This window comes from Amycolatopsis sp. NBC_00355 (assembly GCF_036104975.1).
Lineage (GTDB): Bacteria > Actinomycetota > Actinomycetes > Mycobacteriales > Pseudonocardiaceae > Amycolatopsis.
This window is the reverse complement of the sequence record NZ_CP107982.1, coordinates 9,930,064-9,946,564: the sequence shown is the minus strand read 5'-3', so window position 1 is coordinate 9,946,564 and position 16,501 is coordinate 9,930,064. Positions and strand designations below refer to the sequence as shown.

The 16,501-nt window shown below is 69.2% G+C and carries 15 protein-coding genes; 9 read left to right on the top strand and 6 right to left on the bottom strand.

Annotated elements, in window-relative coordinates; all coding sequences use genetic code 11:
* The first annotated feature begins 204 nt into the window (after positions 1 to 204).
* The 3 genes from OHS18_RS46285 to OHS18_RS46275 are packed head-to-tail and all read left to right on the top strand — an operon-like array spanning position 205 to position 2,881.
* Positions 205 to 822, top strand: a complete 618-nt coding sequence (locus OHS18_RS46285) for a TetR/AcrR family transcriptional regulator (protein WP_328615068.1) — start codon at positions 205 to 207, stop codon at positions 820 to 822.
* Between the two features lie 13 nt (positions 823 to 835).
* Positions 836 to 1,894: an SDR family oxidoreductase gene (locus OHS18_RS46280; RefSeq protein WP_328458223.1), complete on the top strand. Its 1,059-nt coding sequence runs from the start codon at positions 836 to 838 to the stop codon at positions 1,892 to 1,894.
* A gap of 36 nt (positions 1,895 to 1,930) precedes the next feature.
* Entirely contained in the window at positions 1,931 to 2,881 is a 951-nt protein-coding gene (locus OHS18_RS46275; RefSeq protein WP_328615067.1) for an NADP-dependent oxidoreductase, read from the top strand.
* Between the two features lie 780 nt (positions 2,882 to 3,661).
* Here OHS18_RS46275 and OHS18_RS46270 read toward each other — a convergent pair.
* A complete protein-coding gene (locus OHS18_RS46270; RefSeq protein WP_442875321.1) occupies positions 3,662 to 4,135 on the bottom strand; it encodes a MarR family winged helix-turn-helix transcriptional regulator in 474 nt (157 codons plus the stop codon).
* A gap of 75 nt (positions 4,136 to 4,210) precedes the next feature.
* On the opposite strand from OHS18_RS46270, the gene OHS18_RS46265 reads away from it, so the two are divergent.
* Positions 4,211 to 4,762: an NADPH-dependent FMN reductase gene (locus tag OHS18_RS46265; RefSeq protein WP_328615065.1), complete on the top strand. Its 552-nt coding sequence runs from the start codon at positions 4,211 to 4,213 to the stop codon at positions 4,760 to 4,762.
* Positions 4,759 to 5,742, top strand: a complete 984-nt coding sequence (locus OHS18_RS46260; protein ID WP_328615064.1) for an amidohydrolase family protein — start codon at positions 4,759 to 4,761, stop codon at positions 5,740 to 5,742. Before OHS18_RS46265 ends, OHS18_RS46260 begins: the two co-directional genes overlap by 4 nt.
* 677 nt (positions 5,743 to 6,419) lie before the next feature.
* On the opposite strand, the gene OHS18_RS46250 is transcribed toward OHS18_RS46260, so the two are convergent.
* Entirely contained in the window at positions 6,420 to 10,016 is a 3,597-nt protein-coding gene (locus tag OHS18_RS46250) for an NACHT and WD repeat domain-containing protein (protein WP_328615063.1), read from the bottom strand.
* Positions 10,017 to 10,109: 93 nt separating this feature from the next.
* On the bottom strand, positions 10,110 to 10,448 hold the full coding sequence (locus tag OHS18_RS46245) for a hypothetical protein (protein ID WP_328615062.1): 339 nt from the start codon (positions 10,446 to 10,448) through the stop codon (positions 10,110 to 10,112).
* Positions 10,449 to 10,905: 457 nt separating this feature from the next.
* Between OHS18_RS46245 and OHS18_RS46240 the strand changes: the two genes are divergently transcribed.
* Positions 10,906 to 11,853: a DUF3592 domain-containing protein gene (locus OHS18_RS46240; RefSeq protein WP_328615061.1), complete on the top strand. Its 948-nt coding sequence runs from the start codon at positions 10,906 to 10,908 to the stop codon at positions 11,851 to 11,853.
* Here OHS18_RS46240 and OHS18_RS46235 read toward each other — a convergent pair.
* A complete protein-coding gene (locus OHS18_RS46235; protein WP_442875320.1) occupies positions 11,834 to 11,944 on the bottom strand; it encodes a TetR/AcrR family transcriptional regulator in 111 nt (36 codons plus the stop codon). The two genes, OHS18_RS46240 and OHS18_RS46235, sit on opposite strands and share 20 nt — an antisense overlap.
* A 780-nt stretch (positions 11,945 to 12,724) precedes the next feature.
* On the opposite strand from OHS18_RS46235, the gene OHS18_RS46230 reads away from it, so the two are divergent.
* Positions 12,725 to 13,378 carry a hypothetical protein gene (locus OHS18_RS46230; RefSeq protein WP_328615060.1) on the top strand — a complete coding sequence of 218 codons (654 nt, stop codon included), beginning with the start codon at positions 12,725 to 12,727 and terminating at the stop codon, positions 13,376 to 13,378.
* A 577-nt stretch (positions 13,379 to 13,955) separates the two neighbouring features.
* The gene (locus OHS18_RS46225) at positions 13,956 to 14,570 is read left to right on the top strand and encodes a TetR/AcrR family transcriptional regulator (RefSeq protein WP_328458235.1); all 615 of its coding nucleotides are present in this window, start codon (positions 13,956 to 13,958) and stop codon (positions 14,568 to 14,570) included.
* Here the strand turns inward: OHS18_RS46225 and OHS18_RS46220 are convergent.
* The gene (locus OHS18_RS46220; RefSeq protein ID WP_328615059.1) at positions 14,567 to 14,908 is read right to left on the bottom strand and encodes a UBP-type zinc finger domain-containing protein; all 342 of its coding nucleotides are present in this window, start codon (positions 14,906 to 14,908) and stop codon (positions 14,567 to 14,569) included. The two genes, OHS18_RS46225 and OHS18_RS46220, sit on opposite strands and share 4 nt — an antisense overlap.
* Before the next feature lie 66 nt (positions 14,909 to 14,974).
* Positions 14,975 to 15,931, bottom strand: coding sequence for a helix-turn-helix transcriptional regulator (locus tag OHS18_RS46215; RefSeq protein WP_328615058.1), 957 nt, complete (start codon positions 15,929 to 15,931; stop codon positions 14,975 to 14,977).
* A gap of 111 nt (positions 15,932 to 16,042) precedes the next feature.
* On the opposite strand from OHS18_RS46215, the gene OHS18_RS46210 reads away from it, so the two are divergent.
* Entirely contained in the window at positions 16,043 to 16,501 is a 459-nt protein-coding gene (locus tag OHS18_RS46210; RefSeq protein WP_328458240.1) for a nucleoside deaminase, read from the top strand.

Genomic DNA, 16,501 nt, shown 5'->3' with positions numbered 1-16,501 from the left:
CGTGTGCGCGCGTCGCGGCAGCGTGGTGACGGCATCAGCGAGTGTTCGCCCTCATGGAGGAAGGGGAGCCAGGACAGCTCCCGTGCTCCCGAAGGGCGCTGTTTGACAACGCGTTTTCGACAGCCTACTTTCGAAAGTACGTTTTCGATACATGCCCGGCGCGTGAACTCCCAGTGACCGACGCCGGGCTCGGGGAGTTCAGCCATGAGCAAGCAGACGCCGCCAACGCCGGCAGCGAGGTCGGTGCGGCGTAAGCGGCTGACCGCCGAGCGGGAACGCGAGATCCTGGACGCGACGTTCGAGCTGGTCGCCGAGGTCGGCTACGACCACGCCACGGTCGACGAGGTCGCGCGGCGCACCCGGTCCAGTACCGCCACGCTGTACCGGCAGTGGGACAACAAACCCACCCTGGTGATCACCGCGCTCCGCACCCGCAAATACCCGCCGTTGCCCCCGATCGACACCGGCGACCTGCGCGGGGACCTGGTCGCACTGGCCCGGCGCATGCCCCCACCCCATCCCGCAGGCGCCCCCACGCTGGGGATCTGGCAGGCGGTGATGTCCGACCCGGCACTGGCCCAGGCCCTGCGCGACGTCCTGCTCGCCCCCTACCTCAAGGCGCTGCACACGATTTTGGAGCGGCACGTCGAGCGTGGGGCGATCCGGCCGGACAACCCGGCGCTGGAGCACGCCGAGATGTTCCTGCTCGGCAGCTTCTTCATCGAGAAGCTCTTCAACGGCGAAGAAGCCACCGCGCAGCAGCTGATCGCCGTGATGGATGCCCTGCTGCTCCCTGCTCTCACCGCCGACACGACACGTTGAAAGGCACACATCGATGACCAGCGGTTCCAGCGACACCATCCTCGTCACCGGAGGCTCCGGGTTTCTGGGCGGTCGCATCATCGCCCAGGCCCTGGCCGCGGGCTACCGCGTGCGCACCACGGTGCGCTCCCCGGATCGCGAACCCCGGGTCCGGCGGAACCTCGAGGCCATGGGCGTTACCGCGGGTGAAGCACTCACCTTCGTCACGGCCGACCTCACCGGCGACGCGGGCTGGACCGACGCCGTGGCCGGCTGCCGGTACGTCCTGCACGTCGCCTCTCCGTTCCCCGCCGGGGAGCCCGAGCACGAGGACGAGCTGATCGTGCCCGCGCGGGAAGGCACGCTGCGGGTGCTGCGCGCTGCGCGTGACGCCCGGGTGCGGCGGGTGGTCGTCACGTCCTCGTTCGCCGCGATCGGCTACGGCCACCCCGAGACCGATCGCGCGTTCACCGAAGAGGACTGGACGGACACGACCGGGCCGATCGCCCCGTACATCAAATCCAAGGCCGTGGCCGAACGCGCGGCGTGGGAGTTCGTCGAGCACGAGGGCAACGGCCTGGAGCTGGCCGTGGTCAACCCGGTCGGCATCTTCGGACCGGTCGTCGGCGCCGATTCCTCCTCCTCGATCGGCATGATCAGCCAGCTGTTCACCGGCGCCATGCCCGGCACCCCTCGCCTGTACTTCGCGGTGGTCGACGTCCGGGACGCCGCCGACCTGCACCTGCGCGCGATGACCAGCCCCAAGGCCGCCGGGCAGCGGTTCATCGCCGCCGCGGGCGATGCGGTGTCCCTGCACGAAATCGCCCTGGCCATCCGCGACCGGCTCGGCGACGCGGCGAACGCGGTGCCCGCCACCGAACTGCCGGACGACGTGGTCCGCGCCGCGGCCGAGAACACCCCGGCGTTGCAGGGCATGCTGCCCAACCTCGGCGTGATCCGCCACGTCTCCAACGAGAAGGCCCGCACGGTACTCGAGTGGCAACCGCGCTCCGCCGCGGACGCCGTCGTCGCGACCGCGGAAAGCCTGCTCGCCCTCGGTCTGCTCCCCACCCGGCACACGCCCGCGCGGTAGCGGCTCTCAACCTGATATGTCCTTAGTGGAGGTTCGATGCAAGCGATGGTGATGTCCGGCTACGGCACACCGGACGTGCTGAACAGGTCCGAGGTCGCCCTTCCCGAACCCGGGCCCGGCCAGATCCGGCTGGCCGTCCGGCTGGCCGGCGTCGGCCCGACCGACCTGGCGATTCGAGCCGGCCACCTGCGGCACGCGTTCCCGATGGCCGATCCCGCGATCCTCGGCTTCGAGGCGGCAGGTGTCGTCGACGCGGTCGGCCCAGGGGTGGACGACGTCGCGCCGGGCGACGACGTCGCCGCGTCCTTACCCGGCCTGGGCGGTTATGCCGAGTACGTGGTGGCGGACTACTGGGTCCGTAAGCCCGAGGCGGTCACCTGGGCCGACGCCGCCGCGGTTCCCGCCTCAGGCGAGGCCGCCGTGCGTGTCCTGCGCCTGCTCGGGGTCACCGCAGGCGAGACGCTGCTGATCCTCGGCGGCGCCGGTGCGGTCGGGACCATCGCCACACAACTGGCCGTCGCGGCCGGCGTCACCGTGATCTCGGCTGTACGCGAACAGGATTTCGCCGTGACCGGGCAGTGGGGTGCGACTCCGATCGATTACGCACGGCCGCTCGGCGACAGCGTGACCGCGGTGGACGCCGTGTTCGACGCGGCCGGCCGCTCCGACCTCGAGACCGCGGTCCGCCTGGCGGGTGGCCCGGAACGCGTGATCACCCTGTCCGATCCACGCGGCCCGCAGATCGGCGTCACCCTCTCCAGCTCCGTCCCCGACGGCATCCGATCAGCGTTGAGCGAGGTGATGACCCGGCTCGGCGAGCAGCGCCTGACGCTTCGGCCGCATACGATCCGGCCGCTGGCCGAGGCCGCCGCCGTGCATGCAGGACTGGAATCCGGTGCCCTGCACACAAAGGTTCTCCTCGCCACGAGCGAGACGGGCGGTACGCCGTTGGAGGCTTTGCACTCGACCGACCGCGAAGGACGTTGACGGCTCCCGACATAGCATCAGTCCAGGCGCCGGCGTACTCGTCGGACGTCAGCCGGTGCGGGCCTCGGAACATCGACTCGCCACCGTCATCGCGACTGGACGCGGTCGACATGCCACCAGATCTTGTCGGAGCCCCCAACCATGACCATGTCCGCCCCTCCATGGTGATCACCGACGTCGGGTCACCGGCTTGGCTGGGTGATCGGCAGCCAAAGCGAGCGTTACGTGCGTACCCGCGAATTCATCGACATGGTGGTGGGCCACGGGCCCGTCCTGGTCGATGGGGTGGACGGCAGCCTCCATGACTGCAGGCTCCTGGCTTGTCCCCGTCGAGCCCGCATGCCGTCGAAACACGGATCACCCAAACGCTTCGGATCGATCGCGACGAGATCCCGCGACGCACCGCCGTCCAGGACGTTGCCGAGATGTAGGTCCGCGCAGCAACACGATCCTGGTCTGAGTGTCCGGCAGAGTCGCGCAGCGCGGATCGTCCGCTGCCACGTTCGCTCGGCGATCCGCGCGCCGATAGCCGGTTCGGTCTGTCTGCGGCCGATTCGAGTGAAGGCCTCGTCGCATCGGCTGCGAAGGGTTTGCGGCCAGTGCGCGAGCGGGGGCACGGCGTGCAGGGCGGCAGGCAACTCGCCCCCCGCCGCGGCAACGACTCCGGGCGGCAGGTCCTCAGCCTCGCGTTCGGTGTCAGGACAGGTAGCGGTGTCCTGGCGGTGCTTTCTTTACCGTGGGCGGTGATGAGACGTGCCGACCGCGGCGGCGGGCCTCCGGCTATTCGGCTTGGTCGTCGACGCGAGCCAGCACCTTGTCCGCGATCCGGCGCAGCGTGCGCAGCTCCGCCGGGGTCAGGGGGTCGGCGAACAGCTCCCGCACCCGCTCGACGTGCCCGGGCGCGACCGACTCCAGGTGCGCGAAGCCTGCGTCCGTCAGGATCGCCTGCGTGTACCGGCCGTTGCCCGGGTCCGGTTCCCGGCATGCGAAGCCGCGCTTCTCCAGGCGGCCGATCAGGTGGGACAGCCGCGACAGCTCCGTGTTCGCCAAGGCCGCCAGCTCGCTCATCCGCGCCCGGCGATCCGGCTGTTCCGACAGGTGCGCGAGCACGTAGTACTCGAGGAAGCTCAGCCGCGCGTCACGCTGCAGCTGCGCTTCCAGGGACGCCGGCAGCCGCTGGGCGAGCCGCATGAAAGCGCGCCATGCCGACAGCTCGTCATTCGTGAGCCAGCGCTGCTCGGGTTCCGCCACCACCACAGTCTAGCTGACTTGAAAATTCACGTCATCGTGCTAGCGTCTGACTTGAATATTCAAGCGAAAGGACTTCCCGTGAAGATCGCGATCATCCTCGGCAGCACCCGTCCCGGCCGGAAGGGCGAAGCCGTGGCGAGATGGGTGCTGGCCAAGGCCAAGGAACGGCCGGACGCCGACTACGAGCTCATCGACCTGCTCGACCACCCGCTCCCGCACCTGGACGAGGCCGTGTCCGCCAGCCGGGGCGTCTACACCAACGACCACACCAAGGCCTGGTCCGCCACGATCGCCGCCTACGACGGGTTCGTCTTCGTCACCCCCGAGTACAACCACTCCACCTCGGGCGTCCTGAAGAACGCCATCGACTACCTCTACGCCGAGTGGAACAACAAGGCCGCCGCCTTCGTCTCCTACGGCGCGCTCGGCGGCGCCCGCGCCATCGAGCACCTGCGGGCGATCTGCAGTGAGCTGCAGCTGGCCCACGTGCGCCAGCAGTTGTCGTTCTCGCTCTTCACCGACTTCGAGAACTTCGCCGAGTTCGCCCCGTCCCCGATGCACGACGGCGCCGCGTCGGTGCTGTTCGACCAGCTCGAATCCTGGGCCGGCGCGCTCAAGACCATCCGATGAGGCTCTACGGGCTCGAGGAGCACTTCGCCACGGCCGACGTCGTCGCGGCGTGGCGGCGGCACGACCCCGCGCTCGCCGCGCCGATGATGAGCCGGGCGGTCGCCAGTACCGCGTTGCTCGACCTCGGCGAAGGCCGCGTCGCCGCGATGGACGACGCCGGGATCGACACCGCCGTGCTGTCGCTCACGACGCCCGGCTTGCAGGACCTCGACCCCGCCGAGGCCGTCGCCCTGCAACGTCCCACCAACGACGTCCTCGCCGACGCCGTCGGCCGGTATCCCGGGCGGTTCCGGGGGTTCGCGGCCCTCGCGACGTCCACGCCCTCGGCAGCGGCCGACGAGCTGCGGCGGGCCGTCGCGGACCTCGGGTTCGACGGGGCGCTGGTGAACGCGAACTCCCGCGGCCAGGCCCTCGACGAGCCGCGCTTCTGGGACATCTTCGAGGCCGCCGAGGACCTGCGCGCCCCGGTGTACCTGCACCCGAGCGTGCCGGTCCCGGCGGTCACCGGGGCCTACTACCGGCGCTTCGGCGGTCCGGTGGACGAGCTGCTGGCCACCGGGACGTTCGGCTGGCACTACGACGCCGGGCTGACCGCGCTCCGGCTGATCGTCGCCGGGGTCTTCGACCGGTTCCCGGGGCTACAGCTGATCCTGGGGCACTGGGGCGAGGTCGTGCTGTTCTACCTCGACCGCGTGGCGGCCCTGGACGCGGTGACCACGCTGGAGCGACCGATCGCGGAGTACTTCCGCACGAACGTCTTCATCACCCCGGGCGGCATCGCCAGCCACCGGTACCTGCGATGGAGCCTGGAGACCGTGGGCGCGGACCGGATCATGTACGCCTCGGACCACCCGTTCAACCGCGAGCACAGCGGTTCCGCCCGGCGGTTCGTGGCGACCGCCCCGATCAGCGACGCCGACCGGGCGCGAATCGCTCACGAAAACTGGGAAAACCTGATCGCGGGCATCCGGCGCCAATGAGTCCACGGCCGGTCTTCCCTTGCGAGCGAAACGACATCGCGGCGACGCGGATCCGAACTTCACCGGCACCGGGCGTGAGCTGCTCCACGTCTTCGCAGCGCAGGACGCCGGGGGCGCCGTACTCGGGGAAACGCACTGCCTTCACCGCCGGTCTCGCTTCCGCTTCATTCTGACTGCTTCGAAACTTGACGCAACTATGAACAGAGTGCACTGTTCGTCCGCGCCGCCTGGCCGGGTCATCGTCGGGGATCCAGACCTGGCCGACTTGCAGGTCGGCGAGGTAGAGGCTGACGCGGGGCAGGTGAAGACCTCGCCGGTCGCGGGTCCCCGGCGACCTCGCGCTGGAGCCGGCGCACCGCGACGCGTCGTTTCTCGGCCACAGGGCCACCCCTTGTGCGGGTAGTCGCTGGCCCGACCGGCGATGCAACAAACTCAGCCCGTGGCGCCGGCGCCTGCGGCCTACCATCGCATCGAGCTCGCCCAGGCGCATCTACTGGGTACGGGTGCATCCTGCCCGTCGTACGGTGGGGTGGCAGCCCGTTCGAGCCCGGCAGGGGTCGGGGAATCGCGCTTCGACGGGAGGTGTCGAAGTTCCGTCCAGCGCTCAGCTTTGCGTGCGGGCGCCCGCTTGTCTGGACCGGCGTGGCCGAACATGGTCTGCGAACGGCTGGCCGCACCTACGTAGTCTTGGATTCGTCTGGCAACATCCAGCGGTGGCGAAGTGGTGGCGCGAGGGGTGGCAGGGTGCATCGTCTGGCGTCGGCGATGAGATCTGGCAGAGGAAGCACCCCTGGCCAATATCTGACTCTGTCGACGCCGGCCGTGATGAGCTGGCCTTTCCGGCCACACGCCAGCATGCTGATACCGAGGCTGCGGTCGCCTGGGAGCAGCTCGTACAGCAGCCGTCCGTCTGGGGCCCACACCCACATGGTGTGATCCCATCCGCCGCCGGCGATGACCAATCCCGCGTCGGTAACCGCGAGACCACTGATCCTGCCATCGCGGGGGACGTCGAGCATCTGCAAGGGAGCCCCGTCTCGGCTCCAGCGGCGAACGCCGCCGTCCCCGGCTGCAGTGAACAGGACACCGTCTGGGGCGAAGGCCAGGTGTTCAACCGGTTTGGTGTGACCCGTGAGTAAATGTTGTAGGACGCCGTCGCGGTCCCAGAGGCGAGCGGTGTTGCCAGCCGACGCGGCCGCCAGCCGACCGTCTTCGGCGAACGCGAAAGCGAGAGTTTCTTCGTTGTCTTTCGCCTTTTCGAGCACATGGACCTCACCCGCGGTGTTCCAGATCCGGAGTGCTCCGCTGGTGGTGGCGGTGATGAGCCGGCCGTCCGGCGCGAAGCTCATTCGGCCCACTGTTGATTCGTGCGCGTCGAGGGTGTTCAGCAAATTGCCGTCACAGTCCCAGACCCACACCGCGCGGTCGAATACGGCGGCGAGGCGCCCGTCGGGCGCGAATGCCAAGTGCCTTGCTTTTTGGTTCTGATCTCCGGTGAGCGTGTGGATCAGGGCACCGTCGGCAGTCCTGACTTTCACGTTCGTGCCATCGGCATCGGCGCGGCGATGTCCCGGGCCGACTGCCCACCGCCCGGAACCGATGCGGAGAACGCTGACCGTATCCGTCATTAGCCCGGCATCCGATACGACGAGTTCCTTGAACTGAGCAGCACCTTCACCTCGGGGCAGCAACCGCGCAAGCCGACTGATGTCCCAGATGTGCACCGTGCTGGATGTGGCCGTCAACAACCAGCCATGCGCGCTGAAGTCAAGGACAGTCATGTGAGTCGTTCCCGCCATCTTGATGCGAGCGACCATGCCCTCGGGATCACACAACCGCACCTCGCCCATTATGACTGTGGCCAGCAGCTCATCTGGTCCGCACACCAGCGAAAAGACCCCCATCATATCGGGATCGGTCGATTCGGTGACCGTGTTGCACGGGTCGTTCGGTCTGCAGGTGGTCACGCGGCCGTTGCCGCCGACTGTGAACAAGTGACCTGTTTCGGAGAAGGCGAGATCACGCACCGGCCCGGCAACCGTGACGAGGATGCCCTCTGCTGAGTCGTCAGACGATAGGGGGGCGCCGTCTGGCTGCCAGCCCCGCACCGCGCCGTTTCGGTAGCCGGCAGCGATCCACCCATTGCTGCTTACCGCCAACGCGGTGACCAACGACTCCTTGGCAGGTTGGAGGCAGCGCTGTTCTGGGCCGCTGCTGCCCCAGGTCCGAATCTCCCCGTTCTCACCGGTGGTGACCAGCAGGGCGTCGGGCGTGAACACGACAGCTGTCTGCTCTCCGTCACTGGTTAATCGGCGGATCAGCCTTCCATCGGGGTCCCACAGGCATAGCGCGTGCTGGCCTGCGGCCGCAAGCCGGCCGTCGGCGGCGAATACCAGGCTGGTGACTCGGTGCAGGGTGCCGTCGAGGTGGTGGATCATCTTCCCGTCGGCGCCCCACACGGTGACACGTCCCGCCGTGTCCCCGGAGGCGAGTCGGCCGTCCGGCGCGAACGTGAGCGCACTGACCGGCTCCCGATCTTCAGTCAAGTCGTGCAGCAGGGTGCCATCCGCGGACCAGATCCGTATCGTGCCTTGTTCGTCCGCTGTGGCGACGCGACCGTCTTGTGCGACGCGGGCACAGCACACGTTCTCGGTGTGTCCGGCGAGGACGTGCCGCAGGCCGGTGGCCAGCGACTGGTAGAGCGCGGTGCTCGCGGTCGAGGTCGGGGTCAATTCGGTGCACGCGGCCAGCGACAGGCTTATCGCGGTCGCCGGGTCGTGGTCGAGGATCTCCAGAGCGTGTTCGGCTGCCACGTTCGCGCGGCGCTGCAGGTCGGTCTCGTCGTTGTCCGTGCAGGCGGCGGCGAACTCGGCGAGCGGCTCGGGCAGGGCCACTGCGGTGTTCGAGTTCAAGTCGGCGAGTCGCGCGCCGGGGACCAAGTAGCTCGTGGACCGCCCGGCGTTCACCCACGCTTTCGCAAGCGCCAGCAGTTCCGTGATCCGCTGCAGCGTGCCACGGTGTGTCTTGATGTGGTCGGCCAGTGGTCGCCACTGGCGCAGCAATGCCTCGTGCGTTACGTCGTAGAGAACGCGACCGTCAGTGTTGGTGTCGCTCGTGAGCAGGTGTGTCTGGACGAACGCGACCACGACATCGCGCTGCGCTGCGGCCAGCGCGTCGTCCCACACCGGTCGGCGGGTGGGTTCCTCGCCCTGCAGGTCCACGAACAGCAGCAAGGTGGTCAGCGTCGTGTCCAGATCGTGCCCGGACGCGGCCACAGCCGTCTCCGCGCGTCCGGCGACCGCCCCTCCCACCTTGCCGGCATTCAGATAGTCGGCCCAGCTGATGTATCGGTCGCGGCCGAGGCCGTCGTACAGCGCGCTGAGCAGCGAGCTGAGCAGCGGCAGCGCGTCACCGCGGCCGGTGTCGCGCACGATCTCCTCCACCAGGCCAGGCTCGAACGTCGTATCGGTCAGGTCGGCGGGTCCGTCCACGACCTGGCGGATCTGCTGAGGTCCGAGCACGTTCACCATGATCAGATCGGTGAATACGCCGGCGCCGGGGCCTTCCTGGAACCGGCCGATCCATTCCGACCGCACCGTGGCGACCACATGCAGCCTCTGATCGTGCGTCACCAGCGCGTACAGCAGAGCCAGAAACAGATTTCGCTCCTTCTCGGTGTGCTTGACCGCCGCTTCTTCAAACTGATCGACGACCAGCAGCACGCGCGGCCGGGTCCCTCTCGCCGCCCGCAAAGCCTTCAATACGGGTTCTGGTCCCGGTGCGGGACCGCCGTCCTGCACCGCCGCCAACACGGTTTCCGCCGCCCCGCGAACCTCCGTGCCCAACAGTTGCGTGAGTTCGTCAACGCCGGATGTGCCCGGGGTGATCGGTCCCAGAACCGTCCACCGGCTACCGAGCGTCGGCAGCAGCCCGGCCAACACGAGGGAGGACTTGCCGCTGCCCGACGGACCCACGACCGGCGCGAATCGAAGGGAGGGCGCAGAGCCGTCCTGCACCCGTCGGACCAGGTCACGCCGGTCGTCCGTACGTCCGAAGAACACCGGCGCCCGGTCACCGTCGTAAGCGGCCAAGCCCGGATACGGGTTCTCGCCTGTCCACTCGGGTGCCGGTAACCGCGCACGGCGCCACAGCCATCCGGCACGCACGCAGACCGACGCGACCACGGCCGCGCCGATGAGCCACGACCACCTCACCACCGGCTGAGCCCACCCCGGCCACCGGTCCGGGCTCGCGGTCACCAGGTTGGTGAGCACTCCAATCCCGATCCCAAGCAGAAACACCCCAAGCCCAGACGGCTGCGGCGCACGTCGACGCCGAGGCCTCGACCACCACATTCGCATCACTCCTCATGCCCGGTAGAAAGCATTCGTTTCACAACAGCCGGAGCACATTTCGGCCTGCTCGTCGGTAACCAGAGAGCGGTCGCCCTCATCCTCGGGGTGGACGCGGCGAGCCTCCTGCAGGTTGCCGACGACTGGCCGTTCGCGCGTGCTGTAGACCCGATCGGACAACTTGGCGACCACGCACGCGGCCACCGAAACCTCGTCCTGGAACTGCGGCGTCTGCTGGCGCTCCTGGGCTCGCCGCACGGGTTCGTTAGTCACGTACCGAATTTCGACCTGCGTGGACAACGCGCTGATCGGTTCGTCGACCGCTGACCACTTCGGGAAGCGCTGAGTCAGCACGCACGGCGCTGCGGACGCCGAACTGACCTGCCTGGACCTGCACAGGGGGGTCTGGTCGTCGAGTGCGGGATCGCCCCGCCGGGCATCTTGCCGAGCGAACGGGAGGTAGCTGCGGGACGCAGGCGAGCCCGTCCGCTCGTCGGCATGACCGGACGTGAGCGCACGATCAGCAGCACCTGCGGCAGAACCCCAACTTGTCCGCGAGCCGGCGAAGACCGACGTCGCGTTCTTCGGGTTCTTCGCGCAGAGAAGCGGCGAGTGTTCTCGCGGCCGGCCCCGAAGACGTTGGCTTCATGGGGAAAGGATACGAATCCCGTCGTTTCCCCGAATGTGCGAACGGTGTCGGCGAAATGTGACGCCTGCTCACTTGCACGCACGGGAAGGCCGCCGGGTTGCCTCGTCGTCGTATGCCGTTTCTCGCAGCGTCCGCGCAGGTCAACGGCCCTACGATCACTCCATGCGGACATTCTGGGTGGTCATCGTCGTCGTCTTTTCGGTCCTCTCCGGGCTCGGCGCCGCGGCCACCGTGTACTCGCTCTTCTCCGGCGACGACGATCTGCTGGGCAACGTGACCCTCCTGATCGGTGCCCTCGCGCTCACCGCCGTCGGCTGGTACGGGTTGCGGGTTCTGGACCGCAGTGCGCTGGCCGCCGCCGGGGACTTCGGCCGGTGGCTGCCCGCGGCGGATCCCGCCGACGGTGACCACCCGGAACTGAATGCCCGCCTGCGCCGGGCTTCCCGCCGCGCGACGGGCTTCGCCGTGGGCTGGGCGGTGGTGCTCGCGGCCGGGTTCACCGGCGTCGCCTTGGCCGGTGCGGCCGCCGACGATCTGCTCGCCACCGGCTTCCACGAGCCCGGTGTGGTCGTCAGCGTGCTCCACAGCGCCAAGGGCACGTCGTACATCCGGGTGAGCCACGGCGACCGGACCGACGCGATCGTCTGGGATTCGGGCCGCGATTACCACGTCGGCGAGCAGGTGATCGTCGTCTACGACCCGGCCGACCCGGCGCACGTGCGCACCATCGACGAGCAGAACGAAGACCAGGTCCAGCTCGGCTTCGGCGTGGTCCCGATGCTGGCGGCCCTGTTCGGCCTGCCGTTCTCGATCGGGGCGGCGGCCGGCTGGCGGCGCCGGCTCCGGGTCGTCGAGCGCACCGGGTGGCGGCGGGCCGACGTGAGCGACGTGCCGGAAGGGAGGTTTCTGTACGCGGGATTCCGCGACGGGACGGCGATCGAGCTGCGCCGCACCTCGGCGCTCCTCGCCCTGTCACCGACGGCCGGCTTGAAGAACCGGCAGGGCTGGGTCGGCGGCTGGGGCAGGTCGATGGTCGTGGGGTTCGAGAACGGCCCGCCCGTCGTGGCGGTCCGCGCGATCCGGGAGCGGGTCAGCCGATCTCGCCGGTGAGGTAGCGCTGCACAGTCGGCGCCACCGCCGCTACCAGCGTCTCGACCTCCGCCGCGGCCATGGGTTCGTACTGCGCTATGACGGGAAACACCGGCGTCTACAACGGCATGCCCTGACGGACCTCCGCCAGCACAGCTTCGAGGGCAACCCCACCCCCGCTCGACAAACACCTCTGCTCGCACAAATGGCTCAACCCGCGTGACGCGACCCGGGTGGGTATCCGCCGGGATACTCCACCCGGGTCGGTCACGGTCCGTTCTTCTGGCGAGCCGCACTGATTCGCGACCCTCGTCCGGCACCCGTACGCCCGTCGCAGACAGCGCGCGGTGCGCCTGCGGAGTTACGACTGGCTGAGGCCGATGGACGCCGAAATGGGGCGCACATTCGAGCACGACGCTGTCGACTGACCGGGGTAGCTTCCCGCGGGCTGCCAGCTGCCGTAGGCGTATCGGGTACTCGTGCACTTGGCCACCGCCCGATAGCTGCCAGGCCCTTTCGTGCACTTCGCGTAGGTCGTGTACAGACCCGAAATCCCCCAGCTGCAGCCCGACGGCCACGGTTCAGCGGACGCAGGCCCCGCTCCCACAACCACACCCGAGATGGCCAACCCGACGACCGCCGAGATCGTCAACATCTTCTTCATCCGCACTCCCTCGCCTCGTGCTCGTCCCATGCGACATCGACACACCTGACTGGGAGCGTCGGTTGAGCCGTGCTGTACCGATCACCCGATCAGGGCAACGGTGCCGACGTGACTTGGTAGATCACGGACACCGAGGCACCCGCGGTGTCCCGGCCCCGCCAGGGCCGGTGTGCTGGCGACGCTCGACGAGGCACTGGCCGCCCTCCACTCGCGAGACAACCCGTCGCGATGAGCCTCGACGACTCCAGCGTCCCGCGCGCCGGCAAACCCGCAGCGCCACCGTCCGACTTGCTGACGGCGAAGATTCTCCTCGAGCGCCTTGGCATCACCCCGGTCGGTGTACTGGCGTTTCCCGGAGAAGAAATGGGGAGATATCGACACGCCATCGGCTCCGAGTTCATGTCGCTCGCCAACGAGGTTCAAGCGCACGCCGTCCGCCGCCGTGGCTCACGTGACGGGCAGTCGGCGAAGGCGAACTTCATCGATGCCTCGAGGCACATCTACGTGGTTGCGGAAGCTGACAAGTACGTCACGGCACAGAGGAATCCCACCTCGAAACTCAGAAAGCCTCGACGTCACAAGAGTTTGCGGCGCGCCCTCACTTACCACCAGCTCCTGGAGATCAACACGACGGCAGTGCCGACCGGTACGGATCCCGCGTTGGACAGCGAACAGCCCGTCTCGCCGACTCTTGCCGCCGGTCTGCTCGCGCATGCCCGGGCGCGTCCGGGAGCAGGGGTCCGCGAGGCAGCGTCGTTCGCGGGACATACCTCGACGGGCTACCAGACGAGCAGCACGATGACCTACGTCGCGGCCACCGTCGACGAGCTGGCGGTCGTGGTCGCCACGCTGACCGGAGAGCCACATCCGCTCGCGACCTGACGGCACACGGGCCCGCCGACGGCTTGGACGGTAGGTGACCGGCCGTCGGCGTAGATGGCGTTCATGGCCGGCAACGCGTCGTCGTCGGCGGCGACGTCCGTCGTCGATCGGCGGCCTCATGCAAGCCCTCCAGGCCAGGATCGGACACCATTCACACCGGCCCGCACCTGTCCTGAACTGCGAATATCCACCGATGAAGCGCGGCATGGCGCAACCACGCCAGCGTCGTCCGGTTACCTCCGGGGCTGGCTGGTGATCACGTCGGCCGAAAACTCCGCACCGACGTAGTAGGCCTCGGACGGGACGCGGTGGTGCGGGGCGCACTTCCCCTGCGGCCGCACCACCGCGGTATCGACCCTACCAGAGTCTCGAACACACGTTCGACCCAGGCCGGGGTTCGAGGCCGGCCCCAGGCGTCGTGGGCGACCGTCAGGGCGCCGGCCTGACCGGCATGACGTCCCCATTTTGGGGACGCATCACTGATCCTCTCGACAAAGCGCCCGCTTATCATTGAGCTGCCCGGGGTGCACCCGCCGAGTCCGTCACCCGTGGGTGCGGCGTCTGAGAGGATCACCCGATGACGATGTCCCTGTCGGCCGAACTGTGGCCCGACGTGCAGCCCGAGACCGCGAGACGGCTGATGCTGGCCGGGGTCGAGGCGTTCGCCGAGCGCGGGTACCACGCCACGACGACGCGGGACATCGCCGGCGCGGCCGGGATGAGCCCCGCCGCGCTCTACGTGCACTTCCCGTCGAAGGCCGCGCTGCTGTTCGCGATCAGCCGTTACGGCCACGAGCAGACGCTCGCGCTGGTCGAGAACGTCGTCGCGAAGGTGTCCGACCCCGTCGAGCGGATCCGGCTGATCGTCGAGGACTTCGTCGCCTGGCACGCGCGGCGCCACACCGTGGCCCGGGTCGTGCAGTACGAGCTGCAGGCGCTGCCCGAAGAGGAGTTCAAGGTGGTCGCCGAGCTGCGGCGCGGCATCGAGCGGATCGTGCGCGAGGTGATCACCGAAGGCGCCCGCGTCGGCGCCTTCACCGTGTCGGACCCGCACGTCGCGGCCCGGGCGGTGCTGTCACTCGGGGTCGACGTCGCCCGCTGGTACAGCGAGCGCGCGCGACAGACCCCGGCCGCGCTCGGCAAGGAGTACGGCGGCCTGGTGCTGCGGATGCTCGGAGTGCCGGCGGCCTAGGCGTTGAGGTGCTGCTGCCAGTCGCCGGGCAGCCGGTCGGTCGGCCCCGGGACGGGCTGCTCCGCCGGGTGCGAGTCGGGACCGGTCAGCTCCGGTCCGTCGCTGACCGTTTCGGTCTCGAAGTTCCAGAACCAGGACTCCCCCGGCTCGAAGCTCTGGATGTAGGGGTGCCCGGACACCTTGAAGTGCGCGGTCGCGTGCTGGGCCGGCGAGGTGTCGCAGCAGCCGACGTGCCCGCACTGCGCACACCGGCGCAGGTGCACCCACCACCCGCCGGCGGCGTCGCACTCGAGGCAGCCCGCACCACTGGGGGCGACCGACGGATCGATTCCAGGCACCGAACTCACAGTCACCCTCCGGTTCGTGAAGACCACTCGAAGCGAGCCTACCCGGGACGGCGGTCCTCAGCCGACGGCGCGCGCGAAGCGATCGGCGACCATCCGAAGCCGCTCCACCAACCCCTCCGGTGCCTCCTCCACGACGAAGTCGTACCCCCACTGCGCCAGGTGGTACGGCACCACGTCCAGGTTGTTCGCGCCCGTGCGGACCCGGCAGCTGTGGTCGTCGATCGGCTCCACCACGCCGCTCGTGGGCGAGATGCGGGTCGACACCACCGACGCCGGCGCGGCCACCCGCACCACCAGCTGGTGCGGGTACGGCGTGGTCGAGATCGAGCGCGACACGTACGCCGCGAGGTCGTCGGCCGGTGGCTCGCGCGGGGTGAAGCGGAAGCTCGCCGCCGGCTCGCCGGTGATCCGGTCGACGCGGAAGGTGCGCCAGTCCTGCTTGCCGAGGTCGAACGCGACCAGGTACCAGCGCCGTCCCGTGTGGACCAGGCGCAGCGGCTCGACCGACCGCTCGGTCGCCGCCCCGGTGCGGTCGCCGTAGCCGAAGCGCAGGCGCTCGTGGTCCCGGCAGGCCGAGGCGATCACGGTGAGCACCCCGGCGTCGACGGTCGGGCCACTGCCCGCCAGCGAGACCGTGGCCGCCTGCAGGGCGCTGACCCGCGGCCGCAGCCGGGCGGGCAGCACCTGCTCCAGCTTCGCCAGCGCCCGCACGGACGTCTCCTCGATGCCGCTGACCGTGCCGCTCGCGGCCGTGCGCAGGCCCACCGCGACCGCGACGGCCTCGTCGTCGTCCAGCAGCAACGGCGGCAGCGCGGCCCCGGCGCCGAGCCGGTAGCCCCCGGCGACGCCCGGGGTCGCGTGCACCGGGTAGCCGATCGAGCGGAGCCGTTCGACGTCGCGGCGGATCGTGCGGACGTCGACGTCCAGGCGCGACGCGAGGTCCGAACCGGGCCAGTCCCGCCGGGCCTGCAGCAGCGAAAGCAGCCTGAGCAGTCGCTCCGAAGTGCCGTACATGACACGCAGTGTGCCAGACATCGAGGACAGTTCCGGTCCTCGATCGGCCGGATGGTGCAGTCGGGTGGTCAAACACTTGCCAGGCACGGCTCCGGGCGGTGAGAGTGGCGCATGCCGATCGACCCTGCCGCCCTGCTCGCCGTCGCCCGTGAGGAAGCCGTACTGGGCCGCGACGAGGGCGGCGTGCCGATCGGGGCCGCGCTGTTCGACTCCACCGGCACCCTGCTGGGCCGCGGGCACAACCGGCGCGTACAGGACGGCGACCCGTCGATGCACGCCGAGACCGCGGCGTTCCGCAACGCCGGCCGCCGCCCCCACTACCGCGACACGATCATGGTCACCACGCTCTCGCCGTGCTGGTACTGCTCCGGGCTCGTCCGTCAGTTCGGTATCGGGCGCGTAATCATCGGCGAAACCGAAACCTTCCACGGCGGGCACGACTGGCTGGCCGGCCTCGGCGTGGAGATCACCCTGCTCGACGACCCCGCCTGCACCGCGCTGATGACGGAGTTCATCGCCGCGCGCCCGGACCTGTGGTTCGAGGACATCGGGGTCGAGAAGTCCACATAG